The organism is Micromonospora endophytica, from assembly GCF_003236305.1.
GTDB lineage: Bacteria > Actinomycetota > Actinomycetes > Mycobacteriales > Micromonosporaceae > Micromonospora > Micromonospora endophytica.
Map to the genome: position 1 here is coordinate 1 of NZ_POTX01000005.1, position 24,095 is coordinate 24,095.

At 69.6% G+C, this 24,095-nt stretch carries 22 protein-coding genes; 6 read left to right on the top strand and 16 right to left on the bottom strand.

Going from position 1 to position 24,095, the window contains the following annotated elements:
* Nucleotides 1–316 precede the first annotated feature (316 nt).
* The gene (locus C1I93_RS01545) at nucleotides 317–2,440 is read left to right on the top strand and encodes a DUF6351 family protein (RefSeq protein ID WP_111241381.1); all 2,124 of its coding nucleotides are present in this window, start codon (nucleotides 317–319) and stop codon (nucleotides 2,438–2,440) included.
* A 115-nt stretch (nucleotides 2,441–2,555) separates the two neighbouring features.
* Here C1I93_RS01545 and C1I93_RS01550 read toward each other — a convergent pair whose 3' ends face one another.
* The gene (locus tag C1I93_RS01550) at nucleotides 2,556–3,023 is read right to left on the bottom strand and encodes a MarR family winged helix-turn-helix transcriptional regulator (protein WP_111241382.1); all 468 of its coding nucleotides are present in this window, start codon (nucleotides 3,021–3,023) and stop codon (nucleotides 2,556–2,558) included.
* An 83-nt stretch (nucleotides 3,024–3,106) separates the two neighbouring features.
* On the opposite strand from C1I93_RS01550, the gene C1I93_RS01555 reads away from it, so the two are divergent.
* From C1I93_RS01555 to C1I93_RS01570, 4 genes are read left to right on the top strand one after another with little or no spacing between them, the layout of a single operon-like run.
* Nucleotides 3,107–4,033 carry an SDR family oxidoreductase gene (locus C1I93_RS01555; RefSeq protein WP_111241383.1) on the top strand — a complete coding sequence of 309 codons (927 nt, stop codon included), beginning with the start codon at nucleotides 3,107–3,109 and terminating at the stop codon, nucleotides 4,031–4,033.
* Between the two features lie 20 nt (nucleotides 4,034–4,053).
* The gene (locus C1I93_RS01560; RefSeq protein WP_111241384.1) at nucleotides 4,054–4,950 is read left to right on the top strand and encodes an amidohydrolase family protein; all 897 of its coding nucleotides are present in this window, start codon (nucleotides 4,054–4,056) and stop codon (nucleotides 4,948–4,950) included.
* Between the two features lie 19 nt (nucleotides 4,951–4,969).
* Nucleotides 4,970–5,422 (top strand): MaoC family dehydratase, encoded by a 453-nt coding sequence (locus C1I93_RS01565; RefSeq protein ID WP_111241385.1) that lies wholly within the window; start codon nucleotides 4,970–4,972, stop codon nucleotides 5,420–5,422.
* Nucleotides 5,423–5,468: 46 nt separating this feature from the next.
* On the top strand, nucleotides 5,469–6,998 hold the full coding sequence (locus C1I93_RS01570) for an acyl-CoA synthetase (protein ID WP_111241386.1): 1,530 nt from the start codon (nucleotides 5,469–5,471) through the stop codon (nucleotides 6,996–6,998).
* Here the strand turns inward: C1I93_RS01570 and C1I93_RS01575 are convergent.
* From C1I93_RS01575 to C1I93_RS01630, 12 genes are all read right to left on the bottom strand, one after another.
* Complete coding sequence (locus C1I93_RS01575) at nucleotides 6,913–7,791, bottom strand: PaaX family transcriptional regulator (RefSeq protein WP_111241387.1); 879 nt, start codon at nucleotides 7,789–7,791, stop codon at nucleotides 6,913–6,915. The genes C1I93_RS01570 and C1I93_RS01575 overlap by 86 nt on opposite strands.
* Nucleotides 7,792–7,813: 22 nt before the next feature.
* Nucleotides 7,814–8,626 carry an ABC transporter ATP-binding protein gene (locus C1I93_RS01580; RefSeq protein ID WP_111241388.1) on the bottom strand — a complete coding sequence of 271 codons (813 nt, stop codon included), beginning with the start codon at nucleotides 8,624–8,626 and terminating at the stop codon, nucleotides 7,814–7,816.
* Nucleotides 8,619–9,443 (bottom strand): ABC transporter permease, encoded by an 825-nt coding sequence (locus C1I93_RS01585; RefSeq protein ID WP_111241389.1) that lies wholly within the window; start codon nucleotides 9,441–9,443, stop codon nucleotides 8,619–8,621. Before C1I93_RS01585 ends, C1I93_RS01580 begins: the two co-directional genes overlap by 8 nt.
* Nucleotides 9,440–10,240, bottom strand: coding sequence for an ABC transporter permease (locus tag C1I93_RS01590; RefSeq protein ID WP_111241390.1), 801 nt, complete (start codon nucleotides 10,238–10,240; stop codon nucleotides 9,440–9,442). The genes C1I93_RS01585 and C1I93_RS01590 overlap by 4 nt, the downstream gene beginning before the upstream one ends.
* Before the next feature lie 72 nt (nucleotides 10,241–10,312).
* Nucleotides 10,313–11,284, bottom strand: coding sequence for an ABC transporter substrate-binding protein (locus tag C1I93_RS01595; protein WP_111241391.1), 972 nt, complete (start codon nucleotides 11,282–11,284; stop codon nucleotides 10,313–10,315).
* Between the two features lie 247 nt (nucleotides 11,285–11,531).
* Complete coding sequence (locus C1I93_RS01600) at nucleotides 11,532–11,858, bottom strand: DUF2071 domain-containing protein (RefSeq protein ID WP_111241392.1); 327 nt, start codon at nucleotides 11,856–11,858, stop codon at nucleotides 11,532–11,534.
* Nucleotides 11,859–11,914: 56 nt separating this feature from the next.
* Nucleotides 11,915–12,472, bottom strand: a complete 558-nt coding sequence (locus C1I93_RS01605) for a dihydrofolate reductase family protein (RefSeq protein ID WP_111241393.1) — start codon at nucleotides 12,470–12,472, stop codon at nucleotides 11,915–11,917.
* Nucleotides 12,473–12,566: 94 nt separating this feature from the next.
* Nucleotides 12,567–14,102: a cellulase family glycosylhydrolase gene (locus C1I93_RS01610; RefSeq protein WP_111241394.1), complete on the bottom strand. Its 1,536-nt coding sequence runs from the start codon at nucleotides 14,100–14,102 to the stop codon at nucleotides 12,567–12,569.
* Nucleotides 14,103–14,356: 254 nt separating this feature from the next.
* The gene (gene pdxY / locus C1I93_RS01615; protein WP_111241395.1) at nucleotides 14,357–15,208 is read right to left on the bottom strand and encodes a pyridoxal kinase PdxY; all 852 of its coding nucleotides are present in this window, start codon (nucleotides 15,206–15,208) and stop codon (nucleotides 14,357–14,359) included.
* Nucleotides 15,209–15,326: 118 nt separating this feature from the next.
* Nucleotides 15,327–16,922 carry an alpha/beta hydrolase gene (locus tag C1I93_RS01620; RefSeq protein WP_111241396.1) on the bottom strand — a complete coding sequence of 532 codons (1,596 nt, stop codon included), beginning with the start codon at nucleotides 16,920–16,922 and terminating at the stop codon, nucleotides 15,327–15,329.
* Nucleotides 16,923–17,253: 331 nt separating this feature from the next.
* Nucleotides 17,254–18,834 (bottom strand): GGDEF domain-containing protein, encoded by a 1,581-nt coding sequence (locus tag C1I93_RS01625; RefSeq protein WP_111241397.1) that lies wholly within the window; start codon nucleotides 18,832–18,834, stop codon nucleotides 17,254–17,256.
* Nucleotides 18,835–18,988: 154 nt separating this feature from the next.
* Entirely contained in the window at nucleotides 18,989–19,642 is a 654-nt protein-coding gene (locus C1I93_RS01630) for a DUF4360 domain-containing protein (protein WP_181444964.1), read from the bottom strand.
* A 478-nt stretch (nucleotides 19,643–20,120) separates the two neighbouring features.
* Here C1I93_RS01630 and C1I93_RS01635 point away from each other — a divergent pair, with 478 nt between their 5' ends.
* Entirely contained in the window at nucleotides 20,121–20,768 is a 648-nt protein-coding gene (locus C1I93_RS01635) for a DUF4360 domain-containing protein (RefSeq protein WP_111241399.1), read from the top strand.
* 69 nt (nucleotides 20,769–20,837) lie between these two features.
* On the opposite strand, the gene C1I93_RS01640 is transcribed toward C1I93_RS01635, so the two are convergent.
* From C1I93_RS01640 to C1I93_RS01650, 3 genes are read right to left on the bottom strand one after another with little or no spacing between them, the layout of a single operon-like run.
* Nucleotides 20,838–23,231: an ATP-binding cassette domain-containing protein gene (locus tag C1I93_RS01640; protein ID WP_111241400.1), complete on the bottom strand. Its 2,394-nt coding sequence runs from the start codon at nucleotides 23,229–23,231 to the stop codon at nucleotides 20,838–20,840.
* The gene (locus tag C1I93_RS01645; RefSeq protein WP_111241401.1) at nucleotides 23,191–23,601 is read right to left on the bottom strand and encodes a VOC family protein; all 411 of its coding nucleotides are present in this window, start codon (nucleotides 23,599–23,601) and stop codon (nucleotides 23,191–23,193) included. The genes C1I93_RS01640 and C1I93_RS01645 overlap by 41 nt, the downstream gene beginning before the upstream one ends.
* Before the next feature lie 5 nt (nucleotides 23,602–23,606).
* Nucleotides 23,607–24,056: a helix-turn-helix transcriptional regulator gene (locus C1I93_RS01650; protein ID WP_111241402.1), complete on the bottom strand. Its 450-nt coding sequence runs from the start codon at nucleotides 24,054–24,056 to the stop codon at nucleotides 23,607–23,609.
* Nucleotides 24,057–24,095: the final 39 nt, after the last annotated feature.

A 24,095-nucleotide genomic window follows, 5' to 3' on the forward strand; every position in this document is an offset into this window, starting at 1 on the left:
CCCTCCTTCCCCCGCCCCGAAGCCCGCGCGATGTTCCTCACCATCTCCGAAGCCCTGGCTCCCCTGGCCCAGAAGCGCTTCGAGCACCTGGTGCACGCCCCGACTGGTTGACCACGAGTGGTCGCCCCCGCAGGGCGTGGCATCGACTTCATGGTCAACGGTGCCGGCCGCAGTATGCGCCTGAGGTCGATACATTGCAATATCGTTGACTCGTGGGCGAATTCTGCATTACGTTTCCGGGACCTGATTGACCAGGAGGTCCAGCCGCCCGTTCCCGGCTGAAAGGGGTTCCCCCATGCACTTCCATCGATTAAATGTGAGCACCGGCAAGCGATCCGTGCGGATGGCGCTTGCCGCGTTCGTCGCGACTGCACTGATCGGCGGGTCCACCGCGCCCGCCGCGGCAACTCCCGGCAAGGGCGCCGACCGTGACTTCGACGTCGCGGTCGTCTCGGGCCGCGCGGACACCGTCAGCGGCGGCAACGCCCTGGTGCGGGTGGGCGTGCCCCGCACCGTCGCCGCACAGCAGGTGCGGATCCGCGTCGACGGCCGTGACGTCACCGACCGGTTCCGCCCGAGCGGTGACAAGCGGACCCTGGTCGGCCTGGTGGACCGGCTCGCGCTGGGCCGCAACCGGCTGGAGGTTCGCGCCACCGGGCCGGGCCTGGGCCGACCCACCGCCACGCTGACGCTCGTCAACCACCCCGCCGCCGGCCCGGTCTTCTCCGGCCCGCACATCCCGCTCTTCTGCACCGCATCCGGCCCGCCCTGGCACCTCGGCCCAGTCGACGAGAACTGTCACGTGGCCGGGCCGCAGGTGGCCTACCGCTACCGCAACACCGCCGGCAACTTCGTCGACCTGCCCGCCGGCCCGCTGCCGAAGGACGTGGCCAGCACCACCACCACGGCCGGCCGAACCGTGCCGTACGTCGTACGGATCGAACGCGGCACCGTCAACCGGGCGGTGTACGAGATCGCGCTGCTGCACCGGCCGGGCACACCGGCACCGGACCCCTGGACGGCGACCCCCGGCTGGAACAACCGGCTGGTCTACACCTTCGGTGGTGCCTGCGGCATCGGATACACCCAGGCCACCAGCACCGGCGGGGTGCTCGACCACACGCTGCTCAGTCGGGGCTACGCGGTCGCCAGCGCCACCTTCAACGTGTACGCGCACAACTGCAACGACGTCACGTCGGCCGAGACCGCGATGATGGTCAAGGAACACTTCAGCGAGACGTACGGCGTACCGGATCTCACCATGGGGTGGGGTCCCTCGGCCGGCACCATGCAGCAGTTGCTGATCTCGAACGCCTACCCCGGCATCCTCGACGGGGTGATCGGGCACGTCGGCTACCCCGACGAACGCTCCACCACCATCACCGGGCACGAGTGTCGGTTCGTCTCCCAGGCGGCCACCGCCGCCGGGCTCTCCACCGCCCAGCGGCAGGCCGTGACCGGCTTCGGCAGCCCCGACACCTGCACCGGTTACCAGTTCTTCGACAGCGTCGACTGGCCCACCGCGTGCCCGAACCACGTCCCGGCGGCACGGCGCTACCACCCGGTCACCAACCCGGACGGCATCCGCTGCGCGATGGCGGACTTCGTCTCCAACGTGTACGGCGTCGACCGCAACGGCGCGGGCCGGCCGATCATCCCGGACACCGTCGGCGTGCAGTACGGCCTGGAGACACTCCGGTCGGGTGTCCTCACGCCGGAGCAGTTCGTCCGGCTCAACGAGGGCATCGGCGGCCTGGACGTCGAGGGCAACCGGACGCCGCACCGCACCTCGGCGAACGTCGACGCGATCCGGGTGGCGTACGCGACCGGCCGAATCAACCAGTTCGACGGCGGGCTGCGCTGGACGCCGATCATCGAGACCCGCAACTACACCGACCCCACCGGCGACTTCCACGACCGGTTCCGCTCCTGGACGATGCGGGAACGCCTGCTGCGGGCCAACGGCCACGCCGACAACCACGCCAGCGTCACCAGCCCGTCCGGGGCCGCCACCACGGCGACCCAGGTGTGGGCGCTGGCGGAGATGGACGCCTGGTTGACCGATCGGGCTCGGCTGGCGGCGGCCCGCCCGCACCTGGACCCGGTCACGCTGACCCGGTTGTCCCGGCCCCGGGGCGTGGTCGACAGCTGTGTCACGCCCGAGGGCCAGCGGATCGTGGAGAAGCTGACGCTGCATTCGGCCGCCCGCTGCAACCAGGTCTTCCCTTACCACCGCAACCCACGGGTGGTGGCCGGTGGACCGACCACGTCGGGGGTGCTCAAGTGCCAGCTCCAGCCGCTGAAGCGGACGCAGTACCGGGTCACCTTCACTGATGGCCAGTGGCAGCGCCTGCGGGCGGTCTTCCCCAGCGGTGTCTGTGACTGGTCCCGGCCGGGCGTCGGCCAGGTGCCGCTGACCCGCACCTGGATCCGCTTCTAGCTCAGTCCCGCCGGCCGGGCCGGGCAGCCTGCTCCGCGGCGCTGCCCGGTCCGGCCGGGTCACGAACAGGAGGTTCCGACGCCCGCAGGCCGGTCCGGGGCAGGCCGGCCGGGTCTCAGTCGGGGAAGGCCAGCAGCCGCAGCAGTTCGGCCAGCCGCTCGTGCTCCTTCGGCGGCACGGTGGCGAGCAGGCCCAGCTCCACGTCACGCGCGGACTCCTGTGCCTGGGCGAACAGGTCGCGTCCCGCCTCGGTGGCGACGAGGACGTTGGCCCGCCGGTCGGCGGGGTCGGTCTGGCGCTCGATGAGCTGACGCTCCTCCAGGCCGTCGACGAGGGCAACGACCTGGCTCGGGTCGAGGCGGAGGAACTCGGCCAGCTCCCGCTGGGTGGGCCTGACTCCGTCGGCGGCCAGCGCCAGCACCGAATAGGACCGGGCCTTGAGGCCGTGCTGCGCCAGGGCGGTGTTCGCCGCCGCAAGAGCGAGCGCGTTGGCGCGGGCGAGCAGGAAGATCAGGTCCTCGCCGAGCACGCTGTCCCGCAGACTGCCGCGTCCGGTCGGCCGGGTCTTCTCCGCAGGGGACATGGCGCCGATGGTACCAAGGATGACAAATAATTGACTTTATCAACGGTTAATGCTCAGATCGGAGGAGACACGAAGGAGTATCCATGTCCTTGGACGGCAAGGTCGCCATCGTCACCGGAGCGGGTCGGGGTCTCGGCCTCGCGTACGCCCAGGAACTCGCCCGGCGGGGTGCCTCCGTCGTGGTGAACGACGTCGACGCCGCGGCCACGGCCGAGGCCGTCGCGGCGATACAGGCGTCCGGCGGGCAGGCCGTCGCGATGGTCGCCCCGGTCGGTCCCACCGAGACCGCGCAGCAGCTCGTCAGTACGGCTGTCGACAGCTTCGGACGGCTCGACATCCTGGTGACCAACGCCGGCGTGCTACGCGACACCGTGTTGTGGAAGATGACCGACGAGGATTTCGACACCGTCATCAACGTCCACCTGCGCGGCACCTTCACCACGGTGCGCGAGACGGTGCGGCACCTGCGGGCGGCCGGCGAGGGTGGGCGGATCATCTGCATCGGCTCCCCCACCGGCCAGCGCGGCACCTTCGGCCAGACCAACTACGCGGCGGCCAAGGCGGGCATCGTCGGCATGGTGCGCACCTGGGCACTCGAACTCAAACGCGCCGGCATCACCGCCAACACCGTGGTGCCGGTGGCGGCGACCGCCATGACCGCCACCGTCCCCTACTTCGCCGCCGCCGTCCGTGCCGACGAGAACGGCGAGCCGATGCCCGCGTTCTTCCGGCACGAGCTGGGCTTCGGCACCGCCGACGACGTGGCCGGTCTGATCGCGTTCCTCGGCTCCGACGCGGCCGCCGGCATCACCGGGCAGGTGATCGGGATCGGCGGCGACCGGCTCCAGCTCTGGACCCACCCGGAGGCGGCGGTGACCGCCTACCACGAGGGCGGCTGGAGCTACGACGCGCTTGTCGAGGCGTGGCCTACCCAGTTCGCCGGCGCGGTGCAGAGCGTCGGGGAACGCTTCCCGGAGCTGCCCGAGGAGTTCAAGGCCGCCGCCTCCTGAGCCGACGAAGGTTGCCGATCATGTACGAACCCGCCATCGACCTCGACGCCGTCACGGCCATCGACATGCATGTGCACATCGAGGTCGACGACCACGGCCACCAGTCACTGCCCGACCCCCTGGTGGCGGCGGTGTCGAAGTATTTCCGCACGGACGGGCCGCGCCCGGCGATCGACGCGGTCGCACAGTATTACCGCGAGCGCCGAATGGCGGCGGTGGTCTTCACTGTGGACGCCCGTACCCAGTTGGCGCACCCGCCGCTGTCCAGCGTCGACCTCGCCCGGGCCGCGTCCGAGCACGCCGACGTGCTCATCCCGTTCGGGTCGGTCGACCCGCGTACCGGGGAGGCGGCGCTCGAACTCGCCACCCGGCTCATCGAGGACGAGGGGGTGCGCGGCTTCAAGTTCCACCCCACCGTGCAGGGTTTCGACCCGAGCCGCGAGGAGTACGCGCCGCTCTGGGCCCTGCTCGCAGCGGCGGGCGTACCGGCGCTGTTCCACACCGGACAGACAGGTATCGGCGCCGGCATGCCGGGGGGCTACGGCTTCCGGCTGGGGCTGTCGAACCCGATGCTGCTCGATCCGATCGCGGCCGAGTTCCCGCAGCTTCAGATCATCATGGCGCACCCCTCCGTGCCGTGGCAGGACGAGGCGCTGTCGGTGGCGACGCACAAGCTGAACACCTGGATCGACCTGTCCGGGTGGAGCCCGAAGTATTTTCCCGCCGCGCTGGTGCGTCACGCCAACTCGATACTGAAGCGTCGGGTGCTCTTCGGCACCGATTTCCCGCTGCTCACCCCGGAGCGCTGGCTGCGCGACGTGGAGACCACAGACCTCAAGCCCGAGGTGCTTCCGGGCATCCTGAAGGACAACGCCGCCCGACTGCTGGGGCTGGCGGACACCGGCGCATCCGACTGACGACCACGGGAGGAACCCCATGACGACGACAATCGCCTACGACCAGCTTCCCGACCTCGCCGGCACCGACCTCGGCTACACCGAGTACCGCACGGTCACCCAGGAGCAGGTGCAGCTCTTCGCCGACGCCACCGACGACCAGCAGTGGATCCACGTCGACCCCGAGCGGGCGAAGGACGGCCCGTTCGGCGCGCCGATCGCCCACGGTTTCCTCACCCTCTCCCTCGCCGTTCCCTTCTGGACGGAGCTGCTGGAGGTCAAGGGCGTGTCGACGAAGGTGAACTATGGGCTGGACAAGGTGCGTTTTCCCGCTCCGGTGACCGTCGGATCGCGGGTCCGCATGCGGGCCACCATCGCCGAGGTGGTCGAGGTGCGCGGCGGCTACCAGATCGCCGTGGACCAGACCATCGAGATCGAGGGCGGGACCAAGCCCGCCGTCGTCGCCCGCGGACTGTACCGCTTCCACGCCTGAGCACCCTCGTCGTTGGCACCTCCACCGCCCCCTCGGGAGAGTGACGATGCACCCGCACGGAATCGGCGCCTGGTTGGCGAAGCGCCGGCTGAAGTCCCCCGCCAAGGCCGCGCTCGTCCAGGGCGAGGTGACCATCACGTACGCCCAGTTGGCCGACGGTGCGGATCGCGTCTCGGCCCTGCTGCACGAGCGTGGGGTCGGCAAGGGTGACACGGTGGCCTACCTCGGCGAGAACAGTCCCGAGTTCCTGCTGGTGATGTTCGGGGCCGCCCGGCTGGGTGCCGTCTTCGTCCCGGTCAACACCCGGCTCGCCCCGCCCGAGATCGCGCACGTGCTCACCGACTGCGCGGCGCGGGTGCTGGTGCACGATCCCGAGTTCACCGACCGGGTGGCCGCCGCGGTGGGTACGGCCGGCCCGGCGTACGTGCTCACCACCGGCGACGGGACGCCGGAACGCCCCGGGCTCGCCCGGCTCTGCGGTCCGGCTCCCGCCGCCCCGGTCGACGTCGAGATCACCCTCGACGACCCGGCCGCGATCATCTACACCTCGGGCACCACCGGGAAGGCCAAGGGTGCGGTGCTGACCCATGGGAACCTCACCTGGGTCGCGCTCAACTGCATCGTCGACTACGACGTCGTCTCCACCGACGTGGCGCTGATGATCTCGCCGCTGTTCCACGTCGCCTCCCTCGGCATGGGGGCGCTGCCGGTCATCCTCAAGGGCGCCACGATGGTGCTGGAGAAGGGGTTCGAGCCGGGGCGGGCGCTGGCGCAGATCGAACGGCACGGTGTCACCATGCTCAGCGGGGTGCCGACCACCTACCAACTCATGGCGGAGCATCCGAACTGGGCCGGCACCGACCTCTCCACCCTGGCCAAGCTCACCTGCGGCGGCTCGGCCGTGCCGGTGCCGGTGCTCAACGCGTACGAGGAGCGGGGGCTGTCCTTCTCCCAGGGTTACGGCATGACCGAGACGGCACCGGGCGCGACCGCCCTGCCGGCCGCGATGACCCGCCGCAAGCAGGGCAGCGTGGGCCTGCCGCACTTCTTCACCGACGTGCGGATCGCCGGTTCCGACGGCACCACGGTGCCGGCCGGCACCGTCGGCGAGATCGAGATCTGCGGGCCGAACGTCTTCCCGGGCTACCACGGGCTGCCGGCGGAGACGGCATCGGCGTTCACGACGGACGGCTGGTTCCGCTCGGGCGACCTCGGCCACCTCGACGACGAGGGTTACCTCTACATCTCCGGCCGACTCAAAGACATGATCATCTCCGGTGGGGAGAACATCTACCCCGCCGAACTCGAACGCCTGCTCGGCGAGATCGACGGGGTGACCGGGGTGGCGGTCATCGGCGTCCCGGACGCCCGCTGGGGCGAGGTGCCGTGGGCGGTGCTGACCGTCCGGGCCGGCGCGGCCGTCGACACCGACACCGTACGCAGGCATCTCGACGGGAAGGTCGCCCGTTACAAGCTGCCGAAGAACGTCGTCATCGTGGACGAGCTGCCGCGGACCGCGTCGGGAAAGGTGCGGAAGGGTGACCTCCGTACCCGCTTCGGCGCCGAGCCGGCGTGACCAGCGCGGCGAACTCCGCGGCCGACTCCTCGGCCAGCCGCTCGTGCATCCGCCGGTAGACCTCCGTCGACCGGGTGGCCGGCCACTGCGCGTCCATGAACTCGCCGGGCAAGCGGGGATCGGCGCGCAGCAGCGCCAGCCAGTCCGCCACCAGCATCGTCTGCACGGTGAGGGCGCTCGGCGCCAGCGACGCCGCGGCGGGGTCGTCCCAGATCTCGATGAAGGCGAGATGTTCCCGCCGGATCGCCTCGATGTCCCAGGCGGCGCGGACACTCTCGGCGATCGGGAACCCGGCGAGTTCCCGCGCGTGGAAGGCGACCACCGCGTGGGCGGGCAGATCCTGCCGTAACGGTTCCAGCGACCCGGCGAGGTCGACCTCGCCCGGGGCCAACCACAGGCCGTCCCGCAGTGGTGCGAAGCCCTCCCAGGTCAGGGTCGAGCGCAACCGGTGCCGCAGCATCCGCTGGTGCTCGGGGATCGAGAAGGTGACAAGGGTCCAGCCCGTGCCCTGCGGGTCGAACGGCCGCGGCCCACGGACCCGGTCGGTCGCCTCGCGCAGCACCGCCGATCCGTGCTCGGTCAGGGCGAACAGGATCTCCCGGCCGCTGCGGCTGCGCGCCAGCACGCCGCTGTGCACCAGCCGGTCGAGGGTGGCCCGGGTGGCCGGGGCGGCCACGCCGGCACCCTCCAGCACGCTGATCAGCGCACTCGCCCGGATCAGGACACCGGCGGAGTCGACGACGTGCTCACCGAAGAACGCGAGCAACAGCTGCTTGGGCTGACGGCTCCGCACGGTCCTCCCCTTCGGCGATGGATCACCGCCCGGGTGGCGCGGCGACCGTCTCCCCACGCTTGGCACGTTGGATCTGGTCGTAGACGTGGGTCCGCAGTTCCGTGAAGCGAGGCAGAGCCCGGGTGGTGATCTGGTCGCGCTCCGACGGGAGGTCGATCGCGAGATCCTCCTGCACCCAGGTCGGTGACTTCGACAATACTAGGACACGCTCCCCCAAATAGACCGATTCGTCGATGTCGTGCGTGACGAAGACGATGGACATGTTGCGCGTCACATGCAGCTCGCGAACGAGGTCCTCCAGGTCCGCGCGGGTCTGGGCGTCGACGGCGGCGAACGGCTCGTCCATGATCATAACTTCGGGTTGGTACGCGATGGCCCGCGCGATCGCCACCCGCTGCTGCATGCCGCCGGAGAGCTGCCACGGGTGGCTGCGCCCGGCATGGGCCAGACCCACCGCCTCCAGGGCGTCGGTGACCAGTTTCTCCCGCTCGGCGCGGGTGAGCTTCTTGTGCCGCAGCGGCAACTCGACGTTGCCCCGTACGGTCAGCCACGGGTAGAGGCTGCGACCGTACTCCTGGAAGACCACCGCCATGGCCGGGCTCGGACCGGTCACCGGCGAGCCGTCCATCTCGACCAGGCCGTCGGTCGGGCGCAGCAGGCCGGCGAGGCACTTCAGCAGCGTGGTCTTGCCACAGCCCGAGGGCCCCACGATGCAGACGAGTTCACCGGCGTGCATGGTGAAGCTGATGTCGCCTATCGCCTCGACGTCACCGTTCGCGGATTCGTAGACCTTGCGCAGGTGCTCGACCCGCAGCAGAGTGCTCCGATCAGGCACGGGAAACCTCCCTGAGTCCGTGGTACCAGCGCAGCACGCGTCGTTCGACCAGGCCGAACACCAGCGCGAGGAAGACACCGACCAGGCCGAGCAGGAGAACTCCGCTCCACATCTCGGCGACCTGGTAGTTCCGTTGGAAGTAGGCGATCCGGTAGCCGAGGCCGGAGGACGAGGCGAACATCTCGGAGATGACCATCAGGATGAGGGCGACCGAGAGGCCCTGCCGGACGCCGGCCATGATGCGCGGGCTGGCCGCCGGCAGCACCAGGAAGCGCAGCCGCTCCCACCAGGTCACCTGGAACGAGCGCGCGGTCTCGGTCATCACGCTGTCGGTGGCCCGGACACCCTCGATGGTGTTGAGCAGGATCGGCCAGACCGCGCCGGAGATGATGACGACGACCTTCATCGTGTCGGTGATGCCGAGCAGCAGCATCACCACGGGGATCAGCACCGGCGGGGGGATGGCCCGAAAGAACTCCAGCAGCGGTTCGAGCAGTTCGCGCAGCCACTGGAGCAGACCGATGACCGTGCCGAGGGCGACGCCGATGACTATCGACGCACCGATGCCGAGGCCGAGCCGGTAGAGGCTGGGCAGCACGTCCTCGACGAAGGCCGGTCCGATCCAGGTCTCGGTGAAGGCGTCGAAGATGGTGAGCGGTTCGGGGAAGAAGCGGTTCGTCGACCTGGTCGCCGCGACCGCCCAGACGACCAGGAGCAGGAACGGCAGGCCCAGGGCGTAGAGGAAGCTCGCGAGGATGCGGCCGCCGGCGCCACCGCCCCGTCGCGTGGTGGTGATGCTGCTGGTCTGCGTGGTCATCGGGCCTCCTCCCCGCGGATGGACTGGTGCCAGGAGAGCGAGCGGCGTTCGATGAAGCGGAAGACGAGGTTCACCAGCAGTCCGAGCAGGCCGGTGACCACCACGAAGGCGTACAGGCCGACCGAGTCACCGGCCGAGCGGGACAGTTCGATCAGGCTGCCGAGGCCGGGATTGCCGATCACCATCTCCGCGGTGATGGCGAGGATCAGCGCCACCGCCGCGGCCAGCCGCAGGCCCGTCATGACGTACGGCAGGGCGGTCGGCAGCACCAGGTGCGACAGCCGCTCGCGGTGGGTGAGGCCGAAGCTGCGGGCGGTGTCGCGGGCGACCGAGTCGACGTCGGCGACACCGTAGATCACCTGCACGAACACCTGCCAGAAGGAGGCGTAGATGATGATGACCAGCGCCGCCTCCCGCTGGATGCCGAACATCAGCACGGCGAGGGGGATGAGGGCGACCGACGGAATCGGTCGCAGGAACTCGACAGTGGTGTGGGTGGCGCGCCGCAGCACGGGCACCAGACCGACGATGGTGCCCAGCACCAGGGCGGCGAAGGTCGCCACCGCCAGGCCGATCCCCCAGGACGTCATGGTGGCCCCGAGCCGCCGCCAGAAGGCGAGGTCCCGGGATTCCTCGGCCAACCGCGCGGCCACGTCCGTCACGTACGGCAGGTACTGCGGGTTGATCAGGTCGAAGGTCGGAATCAGCTGCCAGACGACGAGGAAACCGGCGAGGCCGACGACGCCCAGCAGCCCCTTGCGCAAGGTACGCAGGCGCCGGGTGGAGGAGACGCGCATATCACTCCCGTGCTCGATCGGCGGAAACGCCCTCCCCGATGTCGGACACCAGGGAGGGCGTACGCGCGCCGGTTACCGCTGCTGGATGAGGCGATCGAAGTTGGGCTGGTTGTCGAGCACCTTGTACTTCTGCGCCAACTCGGCGAGCGCCTGCATGCTCGCCCGGTCCAACTCCCAGCCGAAGGCCGGCAGCTTCACCGAGTCCGCGACCGGTTCCGGAAGCTCCAGGTTGTCCTTGATGGCCTGCCGGACGGCCGCCTCGTTGGCGGAGTCCTGCGCCCAGGTCAGCGTCTCCTTCATGGCCGCCGTGAAGTCGTCCACCAGCTTGGCGTCGGACTCCGCCTTCTTGGTCGTGGTGAAGGTGGTGAGGGTGGTCAGGCCGGGGACGACCGCCTGGTAGGGCGCGACGATGAAGGTGTCACCACGGCTCTTGAGCTGCGTGACGAAGGGCTCCGGCACCCAGGCGGCGTCGATGTTGCCGGCTTCCAGTTGGGCCGGCACGTCGGGGAAGGCGACCTCGACGAACTTGATGGAAGACGGGTCGCCGCCGTCCTTCTCCACCGCGGCCATGATCGTGACGTCGCCCGCCGCGCCCAGGCTGTTCACCGACACCCGCTTGCCCGCCAACTCGGCGGGCCGCTTGATGCCGGACTTCGCCGACGCCACCACGGCGTTGATGTCGTCACCCTCGGCATAGGACGAGGCGTAGTTACCGATCACCACGACGCCGAGGTCCTGGAGGTCGGCCCGGAACGGACCGAACGGCTGGCCGATCGCGAAGTCGATGTCGCCGTTGAGCAGGGCCGGGATGGCCTGGGCACCACCCTGGGCGGGCAGCACCTCGACCTGGAGTCCGTGCTTTTCGAAGAGCCCCGCCTTGATGCCGCCCCACAGTGCGGCGGTCTCGGTGATGGGCAGCGCCGCGACCCGGACCTGGCGTAGCTCGCCGTCGGTCTGGTCGGACGGGGACGCGTCGGAGTCGGTGCATCCGGTGAGGGCGATCGCGGTGGCGGCGACCAGCCCGAGAGCCATGACCTTCTTCATTGACGAGGCCCTTCCTGGGCAGAGGTGGTCGATGCGTCAAAGCTGGCGGTGCCTCGGACCGGCAGGTGTGGTACCGCTGCGTGAGGGCACGCCGCTGTGTTCTTGGTCATGCTTCGGGACAGAGATCGAGATGTCAAGAAATTCTGACGCCCGTCATGGATCGGTTGAATAACCCTTCGCGGCGGCTGCCGGCGAACGCTGTGACCGAAGATCGACGCAATCAGATGCCTTTGTACCAGGCTGCGCGCTACGGGTGTGCGCTGCCGGACCGACTCAGTGGACCGAACCGAACGGGCACGCCGGGCGAGTAGAGCCGGACGTTCGTCTCCCAGAAACTGCCGAGGTACGGGATCCCCGGCCCGCCGCCCAACCCCAGGCCGACCATCCGGAAGCCGATCAGCCCGACGTAACTCAGCCCGTCGAAGGTGTCCGGACGGGTCCCGGCCGGCAGCAGCCGGGCCACCGCCGCCGGCTCCACCGGCCAGTGCAGGAAGACCAGATCCTCCCAGCGCTGCCGCAGCACCGTACGCCGGAACGACTGCGCCGGTGCCGCATCGACCGGTTCGACGTCCACGTGCCCATCCTGCCCGCCCTGGCCCGGTGCAGGCCAGGGCGGACACGGCTCACGAGTCAGCGCACGACGTCGTACACCGCCATCTGCACGCCGTTGCCGTACGTGGCGTGCTCGACCAGCTTCAGCTTCTGCTTCTCGGCGTCCTGCGGCGCGAACAGCCGCTTCCCACCACCCAGCAGGATCGGGAAGATCAGCAGGTGGTAGCGGTCGACGAGGCCGGCCGCGGCGAGGTTCTGCGCGAGGTTGGCGCTGCCGTGCACCAGGAGCGGGGCGCCGTCACCGCGCTTGAGCGCGGCGACCTCGTCCAGCGAGCGCAGCACGGTGGTGTTGTGCCACTGCGGGTCGGTGAGCGTCGTGGAGACGACGTACTTCGGCATCGCGTTGTACTCGGCGAACTCCTCCATCTTCGGCCAGACCGGCGCGAACTCGTCGTAGCTGACCCGGCCGATCAGCAGTGCGCCGGCCTCCTCCTGCTCGCGGCCCTTGATCTCGTACGCGGCCTCGTCCATCTCGATGTCCTTGAACGTCCAGCCGGCGTGCGGGTGATCGCCGCCGCCCGGCGAGTCGATGACACCGTCGAGGGACATGAACTCGGTGACGATCAGCTGACGCATCCTTGCTCTCCTTCATCGCTCGTGCTCTCACCAGAACGTCGAACAGGCCCCGCCGGATTCGACAACCGACCGGAAAAAGATTTGAGGCCCGCGATCAGACCGTCCCGCTGGCCCAGATCGGTCTACCGTCCCGGTCCCGGTAGAGCACCAGGTTGCCGTCCTCCTGCATCCACAACGTGGCCGGTCCTTGGCCGGCGGTGCCGGTGGACCAGGCGGTGGTGCCGTTGGCCCGGCGCAGCACGAGATTGCCGTCGGCCTGGTTGACCAGGGACACCCCGTCCCGGGTCTGCGTCGCCCAGAGCGCGGCGCCGTGCCGCCGGTAGAGCACCAGGTTGCCGTCCTCCTGCAACCAGGTCTCGAACCGGTCGTCGGTCGAGCGCACCGCCGCCCATCGGCGGATCGACTCCCCGCTGCGCAGCGCCGGCTGCCAGGTGTCGGCCAGCACGCGGCTCAGGTCGGCGTGCAGTCCCGCCTTCGGGGTGAAGTCCCGCCGGACCACGCCGAACGCACACTCCGGGTCGGTGGCCGTGACGCAGGCGTCCCGATAGGAGTAGAGGAAGAGCGGGCCGGTGTAGCTCAGCGACCGCCACATCCCGACACCCTGCGCCAGGTGGTCACGGACGGTCGTGATGGGCAGGGCCGTCGCTCCCGAGGTGGGGTAGCCGTACTCGGTGCCCCAGATCTTCTTGGCGGCGTCGCCGTGCCGCACCATGATCGATCGCAGGTTGGCGAGCTGGCCGCAGATCGGCGACTGGCCCGGCGGCCCGAACTGGTTCCACCAGCGGGTCGCGCACTCCGGCTCGGCCGGTCCCTTGCCGCTGTTCCAGGCCGGGTACGGGTGGTGCGCCACCGCGTCAAAGGAGTCGCGGTATCCGTTGGTGTACGCCCAGTCGAGCCAGGCGCCCGACTCGTTCGGGTTGCTGGTGGCCGTCTGCGGGGTGCCGTTGCCGGAGGCACCCGCCAGGATCACACAGCTCGGGCAGATGGGCCTGATGGTCTGCGCCGCCAACCGGACCAGTTGCCAGTACCGGGCGCGCCGGTCACCGGCATAGTTGCCGAACCCGTCGTAGCCGGGGATCGCGCCGTTGTTCGGCTCGTTCCACACCTCGTACGCCACGACAGTGTCGCCGACGTGCCGCGCGGTGGCCGCCACGATCGCCGTCCAGTCCGCGTCCCGCACCGGGAACCACTTGTCGTTCGGATGGTCACCGTTCGCCCATGGTGGCGCGTACGCGAGCACCAGCAGCACCCGGATGTCCCGGGCACGAGCGGCGGCCAGCACCGGATCCAGCCGGTCCCACCGCAGCGGGCAGTCGCGGCAGTCCTGCACGTACCACCAGTTCAGGTCGACCCGCAGCAGCGGCGAGCGCCCCGGAACGTACGCCACCATCTCGTTCAGCCGCCGGTCGAGATCGGCGTCGTCGACGCTGTGTCCCTCGGCGAACCCGACATCGGAGGACGAGAAGGCGAGCGCGTCGACGGCTACCGGTTGCAGATCGGGCCGGACCGGCCCGGCCGGCAGAGCGCCGACAAGTGCCAGGGCCAGCACCACCGGCACCAGCGACAGTCGCCGCCGACGCGGTAGGTGCCCCGACCGTGCTGCGGGCAGGGTGAACCTGCTTCGTGACATGAGAATCCCCCGTGGACAGTCACGCCCGACCCCTCAGGCCGGGCCCGTTGCCGTGCGGCACGACAACGGGCACCAAGGTAACCCAGCCACAGGCCGCCCAGGGGGCACGCCAGTGGCGTGGCTCATCCCAGCCCGCCACACCCCGGACAAAGCCGCATGCTCAGTTCCGTCGTGCCCTGATCGCCGCCGGTTGGCAGCCGGAGTCGCAGCCCACCATCGCGCCCGGGCCGCACTGTGCGGGCCGGGCAGCGTCGTCAGCGCAGCCGGCGGGCGGCGAAGCGGATCGGCGGATCGGCGATCGCGTCCTGGGCGGCGATCAACTGGATCTCCCGGGTGCCCGCCGCCAGGGTCGCCTCCAGGACGGTGAAGACGGCGGCGACGGTGCGTTCCAGCGCCCGGGCCGGCGATCCGCTCGTGGCCAGGTGCGCCAGGTAGAGCGCCGCGGTGACGTCGCCGCCGCCGTTCGGGTTGATCGGCAGCAGCGGCGTGGTCACCGCCCAGGCACCCTCGTCCGAGACGGCCACCACCTCCAACGATCCCGGCGGCACCTCCTCGTGCAGCACGCTTGTCACAAGCACGTGCCGTGGCCCGGTCGCCCGCACCACGTCGACCGCCGCCAGCACCTCGGCCAGCGAGTTCGTGGTCCGGCCGGCGAGGAAGTCCAGCTCGAAGTGGTTCGGGGTGATGATGTCCGCGCGCGGCACGACGACGTCCCGCAGGTACTCGGGAATGCCGGGCCGGACGAAGATGCCCCGACCGACGTCACCCATCACCGGGTCGCAGCAGTAGACGGCCGCCGGATTGGCGGTCTTCACCAGGGTGACCGCGTCGAGGATCACCGCACCCATCGCCGGATCACCCTGGTAGCCGGAGAGCACCGCGTCGGCGTCGCCGAGGACCCCACGGTCCGCGATGCCCGCGATCACCTCGGCCACGTCGGCGGGGGCCAGCAGCGGGCCGCGCCACGCGCCGTACCCCGTGTGGTTGGAGAAGTGGACCGTCAGCACCGGCCAGACCTCGTGGCCGAGGCGTTGCAGGGGGAAAACCGCCGCCGAGTTGCCGACGTGACCGTAGGCGACCGAGGACTGGATGGACAGGATTCTCACCAGGTCATCATGGCTGTTGCCGCCGGTGCCGCACGCACCGCCCGCCGTTTCTCGCGGTTCACCGGGGAGCCGAGTGGTGGCCGGGACCCGATCGAGGTCCCGGCCACCAGGTGTCAGCTCAGCGCAGCCAGGTCGGCAGCCCCGGTTCCGCGCGCAACGGCACCATCTCCGGGGCCGCTCCCTCCTCCGGCGCGGGTCCGGCCTCGGGGCCGGCGGACCGGCCACGGACCTGCTCGCCGGTGGTGCCTGGCGGCGGGGCCGCGGCGCAGCGGGTGCCTGCCGCCGGTACGACGCCGTCGATCAGGTACCTGTCGATCGCCTCGTCGGCGCAGGCCACCCGGCCGTAGACGATGTGCCCCCAGCCCTCGTACGTCAGCAGCTCGGCGTGTGTGCCGAACTGCGCGGCGGCACCCAGCGCCCAGTTGTAGCCGGTGGCCGGGTCGTGCAGGGAGTTGACGAAGAGCAGCTTGGTCTCGTTGGTCGGGGTGATCGGGCGCTGCGGATTGCGCACCGGGGTCGGCCAGCCCAGGCAGATCGCGCCGGTCGCCGCCCGCGGCGGGTCCGGCAGGTCCGGCGCCGCCAGCTGAGCGTCGGCGAGGATCGACTGCCACTCGGCGAAGTCACGGGGCTTGAGGTTCCAGTCCTGGCAGAGCACCGCCTGGTACGCGAAGTCGACAACTGTGGGCTCGTCGTCGGCCGACCGTCGGGCTGCGGCTGCGGACGTGCCGGAGGGGCGGCCGGCGGCCAACCGCTCCAACTCGCTGGCGATGGCGAGCCAGTACGGCTGGTAGTTCAGGTTGCCCAGGACGAAGTTGACCAGATCCCGCGGAGTGATCTTGTAGCTCGGGTCGTCCGGATCCGGCAGTTCACCGCGCTCGGCACGCCCCAGCAACCGGTGCCAGAACTGCCGGATGTCGCGGCCGTACAGGGCGCACTCGGAGAGCCGGGCACAGCCGGCGACGAACTCGTTGAAGGTGTCCTGCCCGGTGGCCGCCTGGGTGACGGCGAAACCGCGGGCGTCCTGGCTGTGGTCCATCGTGCTGTCCGCGACGATCGCGCCCACCCGGTCCGGATACCGCTCCGCGTACTGCTGGGCCATCAGGGTGCCGTACGACATGCCGAAGAAATTCAGCTTGGCGTCGCCGACCGCGGCCCGGATGGCGTCGATGTCCTGGATCACCTGAAGCGTGTCCACGTGGTCGAATACCGGGCCACTGTGCGTCCGGCAGTCGTCGGCCAGCGCCCGACTCGCGGCGACCATTTCGTCGAATGCGGCGGCCGTTGTGATCGCACCGGTGGGCAGGCCCAGAATCTTGTCCAGAGCACACCTGACCGGCGCACTACGGGCGACGCCACGGGGATCGAATCCGACGATGTCGAAATGGCGACGAAGGTCGTCGCTGTACCACGCCCACAACGCCGAGTCGACACCCGATCCGCCCGGCCCGCCCGGGTTGACGACAAGCGATCCGCGCCGCGCCTCCGGGTCGGTGGCCGGCCGCTTGGCCAGCGCCAGGTCGATCGTCGGCCCGTCCGGATCGGCCCAGTCCACAGGCACTTCCAGGGTGCCGCACAGGGCGCTGGCATCCTGCTCGCAGGGCACCCACTGCACACCTTCGACCACCTCGGCCGAGGCGGGCGGCGGGGCGAGCGGAATCAGCATCAGTCCCGCCGCCACTCCGACAATAAATTGCCGAATCAATTTTCTGCGCATGCTCCCTCTCCCAGGTCACTACCCGGCGACCGCCGGACGCAAGCGACGTTAGCGAGTTGAGGAAACGCCCGTGGTTACATCATTGTGTCGCGAAAAACGCCGACGCTTTAACAGCCGGAAATCGACCGGCAGAAGTTCCGGCAGAACTGCATGCAGCTCATTTCTGCCGTATCCGATGAATGGACAGGTCAATGGCCGTGGGCGGAACTGGCGTGGGAAACCACAGCTACCGGACCGGTGAGCCGGTCGACGGACTGTCAAGATGGCCGACGTCACAGCGGTCGGCGCGCCGCGTCCGTGCCAGCGGGCGGCGCGCCAGGGGTGACCCGGGTCAGACGGCGGCGGCGTTCGCCCGGCCACCGCCCGCGCGTTTGGCGGCGTACATGGCGCCGTCGGCGCGGGTGAGGGCCTCTTCGATCGCGTACGCCGGGCCACTGGAGACCCCGACGCTCACCGTCACCGGCCAGCCGGTCAGGCCGGCGACGGCGGCCACGATCCGCCGCGCGACCTCGGTGGCCGCGACAGTGTCGGCGCCGGGCAGCACTGCGACGAACTCGTCCCCGCCCAGCCGGGCCACCACATCGCCCGCGCGGACGTTGCCGGTGAGCAGTTGCGCGACAGTCCGCAGCACGTCGTCGCCGGTGGCATGCCCCAGCGAGTCGTTTATCTGCTTGAACCGGTCGATGTCCACCGCCAACACCGCCATCGGCTGGTCGGTGCCGGACGCGGTGAGGGTCCGCAGGGCGGTGTCGAGCCCGCGACGATTGGCCACTCCGGTGAGCGGGTCGGTCTGCGCCGCCCGTTCGGCCTGCTCGTGCTGCCAGCGCAGGACGTCGTACGACTGCATCGTCATCGCCGTGTGCAGCCAACGCTGCCGCTGCCGCCACAGCAGTTCCGCGAGCGCGTCGCCGTAGGTGAGACCGGGCACGGCATCCACTGACCCGCTGACCGACAGCAGCACCGCGTGCGTCCGGTGGAGGGCCGCCGAGATCAGCCAGTCGGTGTCGGGCGCCAGCGAGCCGACAGCCTTGCGGATCACCCGCAGCGCCTCGTCCAGCCGGCCCGAACGGCGCAACGCGACGGCGTGGAAGGGACGACACAGCAACAGCTCCTGATGCTGTTCCTGAAGTCCGTGGGCCTGCAGCAGCGCGATGTACCGAGGAATGTCGATCGCCGCGCCGGCCGGGTCCTGACGGTCGGCGCGGGAGCAGGCCGCGTACAGCAGCGCCGACAGCCGCCACACCTGCGCCCGGGGTCCGGACGCCTCCGCCGCCGCGCGCACCGCGTACTCCTCGGCGAGTGTGGTGTGCTTCTCCGCCTCGGCCACCTGACCGATCTGATAGAGCTCAAGCGCCCAGATGAGGTTGAGCTCCGCCAGGTTGCACAGCCACATCGCGCGGTTGCCGTTGTCCGGGTACGCCGCCCGGCAGGTCGCTTCGTACGCCGCCTGGAACTGCGGCACGGCCAGCTCGTAGAGGCGCAACTGGGCGTAGCCGATGGCGATGCCGGTGTGGGCATTGCCCCGGATCACCGGATCCGGCTCGTCGGCCAGCAGGGCCGTCTCCGCGCTCACCAGATCGCGCAGCACCGCCTCGATGTCGTACTCGGCGATATCCTGGTCACCGAGGCGCAACCTTCTGGTGGCCCGCAGCGACAGCGCGCAGGAGCGCCAACCGGAGCTGTGCTCGCGGTCCGCAGCGGCCAGCATCAGATCGGCGGCGACGATGGCTGCGGGCAGCTCACCCAGCCGGGTCAACGCCACGACTCGGGCAAAGTGCATCGCGGCCGGACCGTCGCGGATCTCCCCGGTGGGTTCGCGAAGCGCCGACTCGGCGGCGGCCAGCACCCGGGCCGCCGCGCCGGCCTGAGCCTCCTCGAGGAGGTTCAGGGCCCGGAGGGTCACATCGTCCACGCGGTCCTCCGCACCGCCCTGAGAAAGAAACAGACCGATGCTACGGCACGGCATCCCGATTCGGGCAGCCGTGGGCACGCCACCACCCATGACGATGGAGGGTTCCCCGCACCGGGGAACCCTCCATGACCTCGTCGCGCGTGGCGTCAGCGGATCAGCACCTGGTCCAGTTCAGGTTGAACAGGGTGTCCACGTCGCCCTCGGTGGCCGTCATCGACATGCTGCTGCGGGTGCCGGAGCTGCCCGCGTCCACCCGCAGCTCGGTGTTGATGTTGAGCACCCGCTGCTGTTCACAGGGCAGGTAGACAAGCGCGTGGGCGACGTCCTGGGTGCTCCAGAAGCCGTTGTACGGGCCCGCGAACGTCACCTCGGTACGGCTGTCGGCCGACGACCCCTGCCAGTAGTAATTGGTACGTTGCAGGCCGGTCGCGCCCGCGGCGACCCGGGCCCGGCCGCGGTAGTCGACAGCAGCCACCGCGAAGGTCCAGCCGGCCGGCACGGTCACCACCACGCCGAGCTGACAGTTCTTCCGGCGGGCTGTCGCGTCGGCGCCGCCGCCCGCCTCGGCGACGAAGTCGCCGTAGCGGATCCGGAATCCGGTCTTGTCGGAGTTGGCGACGACCCGAGCCGTACCAGGCGCACAGCCGGAGCCGTTCGCGGCCACCACGTCGACCGTGACGTTGCCCTCGGGGACCGCGCTGAGCGCGTCGGCCGGGCTGGCCTGCACCGGCGCGGGCAGGGCGAATGCGAGCACCGCGCCGAGCACGACGACAATGCCCTTTCTCGCGACGGCAACTCGTTCTCTCATACGATTCCCCTCAATACGTGGTGACCTCAACCGCAATCGAACAGGCAACATCGACGACCACCCGGATGCGCACGTTCCCGGCGGCCTGGACGGCACCGCCACCAACACCGGAAGAGGATGCTCGGCATAGCTTGCGACGAATGTTAGCGGCGCGGCAGCCACCCAAGCAAGCATTGATTGTGATCGATTGTTTACCTTCCCATAACACGGAAAGCGCCTGCTCAGCGTGGTGATTCAAGATCGGATTGACCGCATTTCCCGACAATTCACCCGAGGCGCCGGCCAGGATTGAGGCACTCCGCCCGAAGCTTCCACTATGACCGTTCTCGCAGGAGAGCGATCCGGGAGAGAGCTGGATGCGAGTTCAGCTCGCCTTGCCCGAAAGGCCAATGGATCAGGAATCGTTTGACGTCGATCTATGCGGCTAATTACATTGGTGGCCCACCATCGACCCCCGCATCGAACTGAAGGGAGTTCCATGCGAAAAATGCTCATCCGGGGTGGCGTAGTCCTCGCGCTGCTCGCCTCGTCGTTGACGGCGGGCGCACCGGCATCGGCCAGCCCCATCATGAACAACCCACCGCCGGACCAGGTCGTGATCGACCTGGTGGCAATGGCCGGCTCGGGCTGCCGACCCGGCACCGCCGACGTCGCGGTCTCCCCCGACAACAAGGCCTTCACCACCATCTACAGCGACTACCTGGTCCAGACCGGCCCCGGGGTGCCGGTCACCGAGGGGCGCAAGAACTGCCAGCTCAACGTCCTGGTGCACGTGCCGAACGGCTACACCTTCGCGATCGTCAAGGTCGACTACCGCGGGTATGGGCTGCTCAACCGGGGCGTCACCGCCAACCAGCTGTCCAGCTACTACTTCCAGGGCATGACCCAGACCACCACCACGAACCACCGGATCCCGGCCCCGCTGGACGACAACTGGCTGGTGACCGACGAGGTGCCGATCGCCTCCGCGGTCTGGCATCCCTGCGGTGAGCTGCGCAACCTCAACATCAACACGGAGTTGCGCCTCAGTCGGGGCACCTCGACCGGCACCAGCTTCCTGACGATGGACTCCACCGACGGCAGCATCACGACCATGTACCACCTGGCGTGGGCCGCCTGCCCGTGACCTCCGCCCCTGGTTAGACCTTGGTACGAAAGCGCCCTCTCCGGAGCGCTTTCGTACCAAGGTCCCTGCTCAGGGTCCCGCGTACTCGGCGAGGTGCTGGCCGGTGAGTGTGGACCGGGCGGCGACCAGGTCGGCCGGAGTGCCTTCGAAGACGATCCGGCCACCGTCGTGGCCGGCCCCCGGGCCGAGGTCGATGATCCAGTCGGCGTGCGCCATGACCGCCTGGTGATGCTCGATGACGATCACCGACTTGCCGGCGTCGACCAGCCGGTCGAGCAGACCGAGCAGATGCGCGACGTCGGCGAGGTGCAGCCCCGTGGTCGGCTCGTCGAGGATGTAGACCCCGCCCTTGTCGGTCATGTGGGTGGCCAGCTTGAGCCGCTGCCGCTCGCCGCCGGAGAGGGTGGTCAACGGTTGGCCGAGGGTGAGGTACCCGAGCCCGACGTCGGCGAGCCGGGTGAGGATGGTGTGCGCGGCCGGCGCCCGGGCCTCACCGGTCCCGAAGAACTCCCCCGCCTCGGCCACCGACATCGCGAGCACCTCGCTGATGTCGCGACCGCCGAGGGTGTACGCCAGCACCTCGGCCTGGAACCGCCGCCCCTCGCACTGCTCGCAGACGGTGGCGACCCCTGCCATCATCGCCAGGTCGGTGTAGATGACACCGGCGCCGTTGCAGGTGGGGCACGCCCCCTCGGAGTTGGCGCTGAACAGCGCCGGCTTCACGCCGTTGGCCTTCGCGAACGCCTTCCGGATCGGGTCGAGCAGCCCGGTGTACGTCGCCGGGTTGCTCCGCCGCGAGCCACGGATCGCACCCTGGTCGATCGAGATCACCCCGTCCCGCCCCGACACCGAGCCGTGGATCAGGGAACTCTTGCCCGAGCCGGCCACCCCGGTCACCACGACCAGTACGCCGAGCGGGATGTCGACGTCGACGTCACGCAGGTTGTGGGTGTCCGCGCCGCGGATCGGGAGCACCCCTGACGGGGTGCGTACCTTCTCCTTCAGGGTGGCCCGGTCGTCGAGATGGCGACCGGTGAGCGTGTCGCTGGCCCGCAGCCCCTCGACGCTGCCCTCGAAGCAGACGGTGCCGCCCGCCGTACCCGCGCCGGGGCCCAGGTCCACGACGTGGTCGGCGATGACGATGGTCTCCGGTTTGTGTTCCACCACGAGCACCGTGTTGCCCTTGTCCCGCAGCCGCAGCAGCAGGTTGTTCATCCGCTGGATGTCGTGCGGGTGCAGCCCGATCGTCGGCTCGTCGAAGACGTATGTCACGTCGGTGAGCGAGGAGGAGAGATGGCGGATCATCTTGGTGCGCTGCGCCTCGCCGCCGGAGAGCGTGCCCGACGGCCGATCGAGGCTGAGATAGCCGAGCCCGATCTCGACGAACGAGTCCAGGGTCTCCCCCAACGCCGCCAGCAACGGCGCGACCGACGGTTCGTCGAGCGCCCGTACCCAGTCGGCGAGGTCGCTGATCTGCATCGCGCAGCAGTCGGCGATGTTGATCCCCTTGATCTTCGAGGACCGGGCCGGCGCGCTGAGCCGGGTGCCACCGCAGTCGGGGCAGGTGGTGAAGATGACCGCGCGGTCGACGAAGGCGCGGATGTGTGGCTGCATCGCCTCGCGGTCCTTGGACAGGAACGACTTCTGGATCGTCGGGATCAGTCCCGCGTACGTCAGGTTGATCCCCTCGACCTTGATTTTGGTCGGTTCCCGGTACAGCAGGTCGTCCAGCTCGCGCTTGGTGAACTTCCGGATTGGTTTGTCCGGATCGAAGTAGCCGCAGCCACGGAAGATGCGGCCATACCACCCCTGGGTGCTGTAGCCGGGGATGGTGATCGCGCCCTCGTTGAGCGACTTGCTGTCGTCGTAGAGCGCGGACAGGTCGAAATCGCTCACCCGGCCCATGCCCTCGCAGCGCGGGCACATGCCGCCGGTGACCTGGAAGCTACGCCGCTCCTTCGTGGTGCGTCCGCCGCGCTCGATGGTCACCGCGCCCGCGCCGCTGATCGAGGCGACGTTGAAGGAGAACGCCTGGGGCGAGCCGATCTGCGGCTGCCCCAGCCGGCTGAACAGGATCCGCAGCATCGCGTTGGCATCGGTGACGGTGCCGACCGTGGACCGGACGTTGGCGCCCATCCGCTCCTGATCCACGATGATCGCGGTGGTCAGCCCGTCGAGCAGATCCACCTCGGGCCGGGCCAGCGTCGGCATGAAGCCCTGGATGAAGGCGCTGTAGGTCTCGTTGATCATCCGCTGTGACTCGGCGGCGATGGTGCCGAACACCAGCGAACTCTTGCCCGAACCGGAGACGCCCGTGAACACCGTGAGCCGTCGCTTCGGGATCTCGACGCTCACGTCCTTGAGATTGTTCTCCCGCGCGCCCCGGACCCGGATCAGGTCATGGCTGTCGGCAGCATGCATCTCAGCGCAGCTCCTGGATACGGACCATGTTGCCGGCGGCATCCCGGACGGCAAAGTCGCGGACCCCGTACGGCTGCTCGGTCGGCTCCTGGACGATCTCGGCCGAGCTGGCCTGGAGCCGCTCGAAAGCGTCGTCCAGATCCTCGGTCGCCAGGACGATCATGCCGTAGGTGCCCTTGGCCATCATCTCCGCGATCACCCGACGCTCCTCGTCGGTGACACCGGGGTCGGCGGCCGGCGGGTGCAGGACGATAGACGTCCCGGGCTGGCCGGGTGGGCCGACGGTGATCCACCGCATGCCGGCGTAACCCACGTCGTTGCGCACCTCGAACCCGAGAGTGTCGCGGTAGAAGGCCAGCGCGGCGTCCGGGTCGTTCTGCGCCAGGAAGGTGTTCGCGATGATGAGGTCCATGTCGGTCAGGCTAGTAGCGAGCGCCTGACCTGGACTTCTCGATTCCTGATCGGTCTGGTCACCTGCTTCGTGACGCACGACGGCAGGCCCGCCGTCGCTGCTGTCACCTGGCGCCGGTAGGCACCGGGCGACACCCCCACCAACTCGGTGAAGCGGGTGGTGAAGGTGCCGAGCGAGGCACAGCCGACCGCGAAACAGACATCGGTGACGCTGAGATCGCCCCGACGCAGCAGCGCCATCGCCCGCTCGATGCGCCGGGTCATCAGGTACGCGTACGGTGACTCACCGTACGCGATCCGGAACTGACGGCTGAGGTGTCCGGCGGACATGTTCGCGTCCCGGGCGAGCGCCTCGACGTTGAGCGGCTGCGCGTACTCCCGATCGATCCGGTCCCGGACCCGGCGCAGCCGGGCGAGGTCGCGCAGGTGCTGCGCCGAGGCATCTTTGCTGGCCATTCCCCCGATCATGCCACCTCGCCTCCCCGGTCCGCGGGT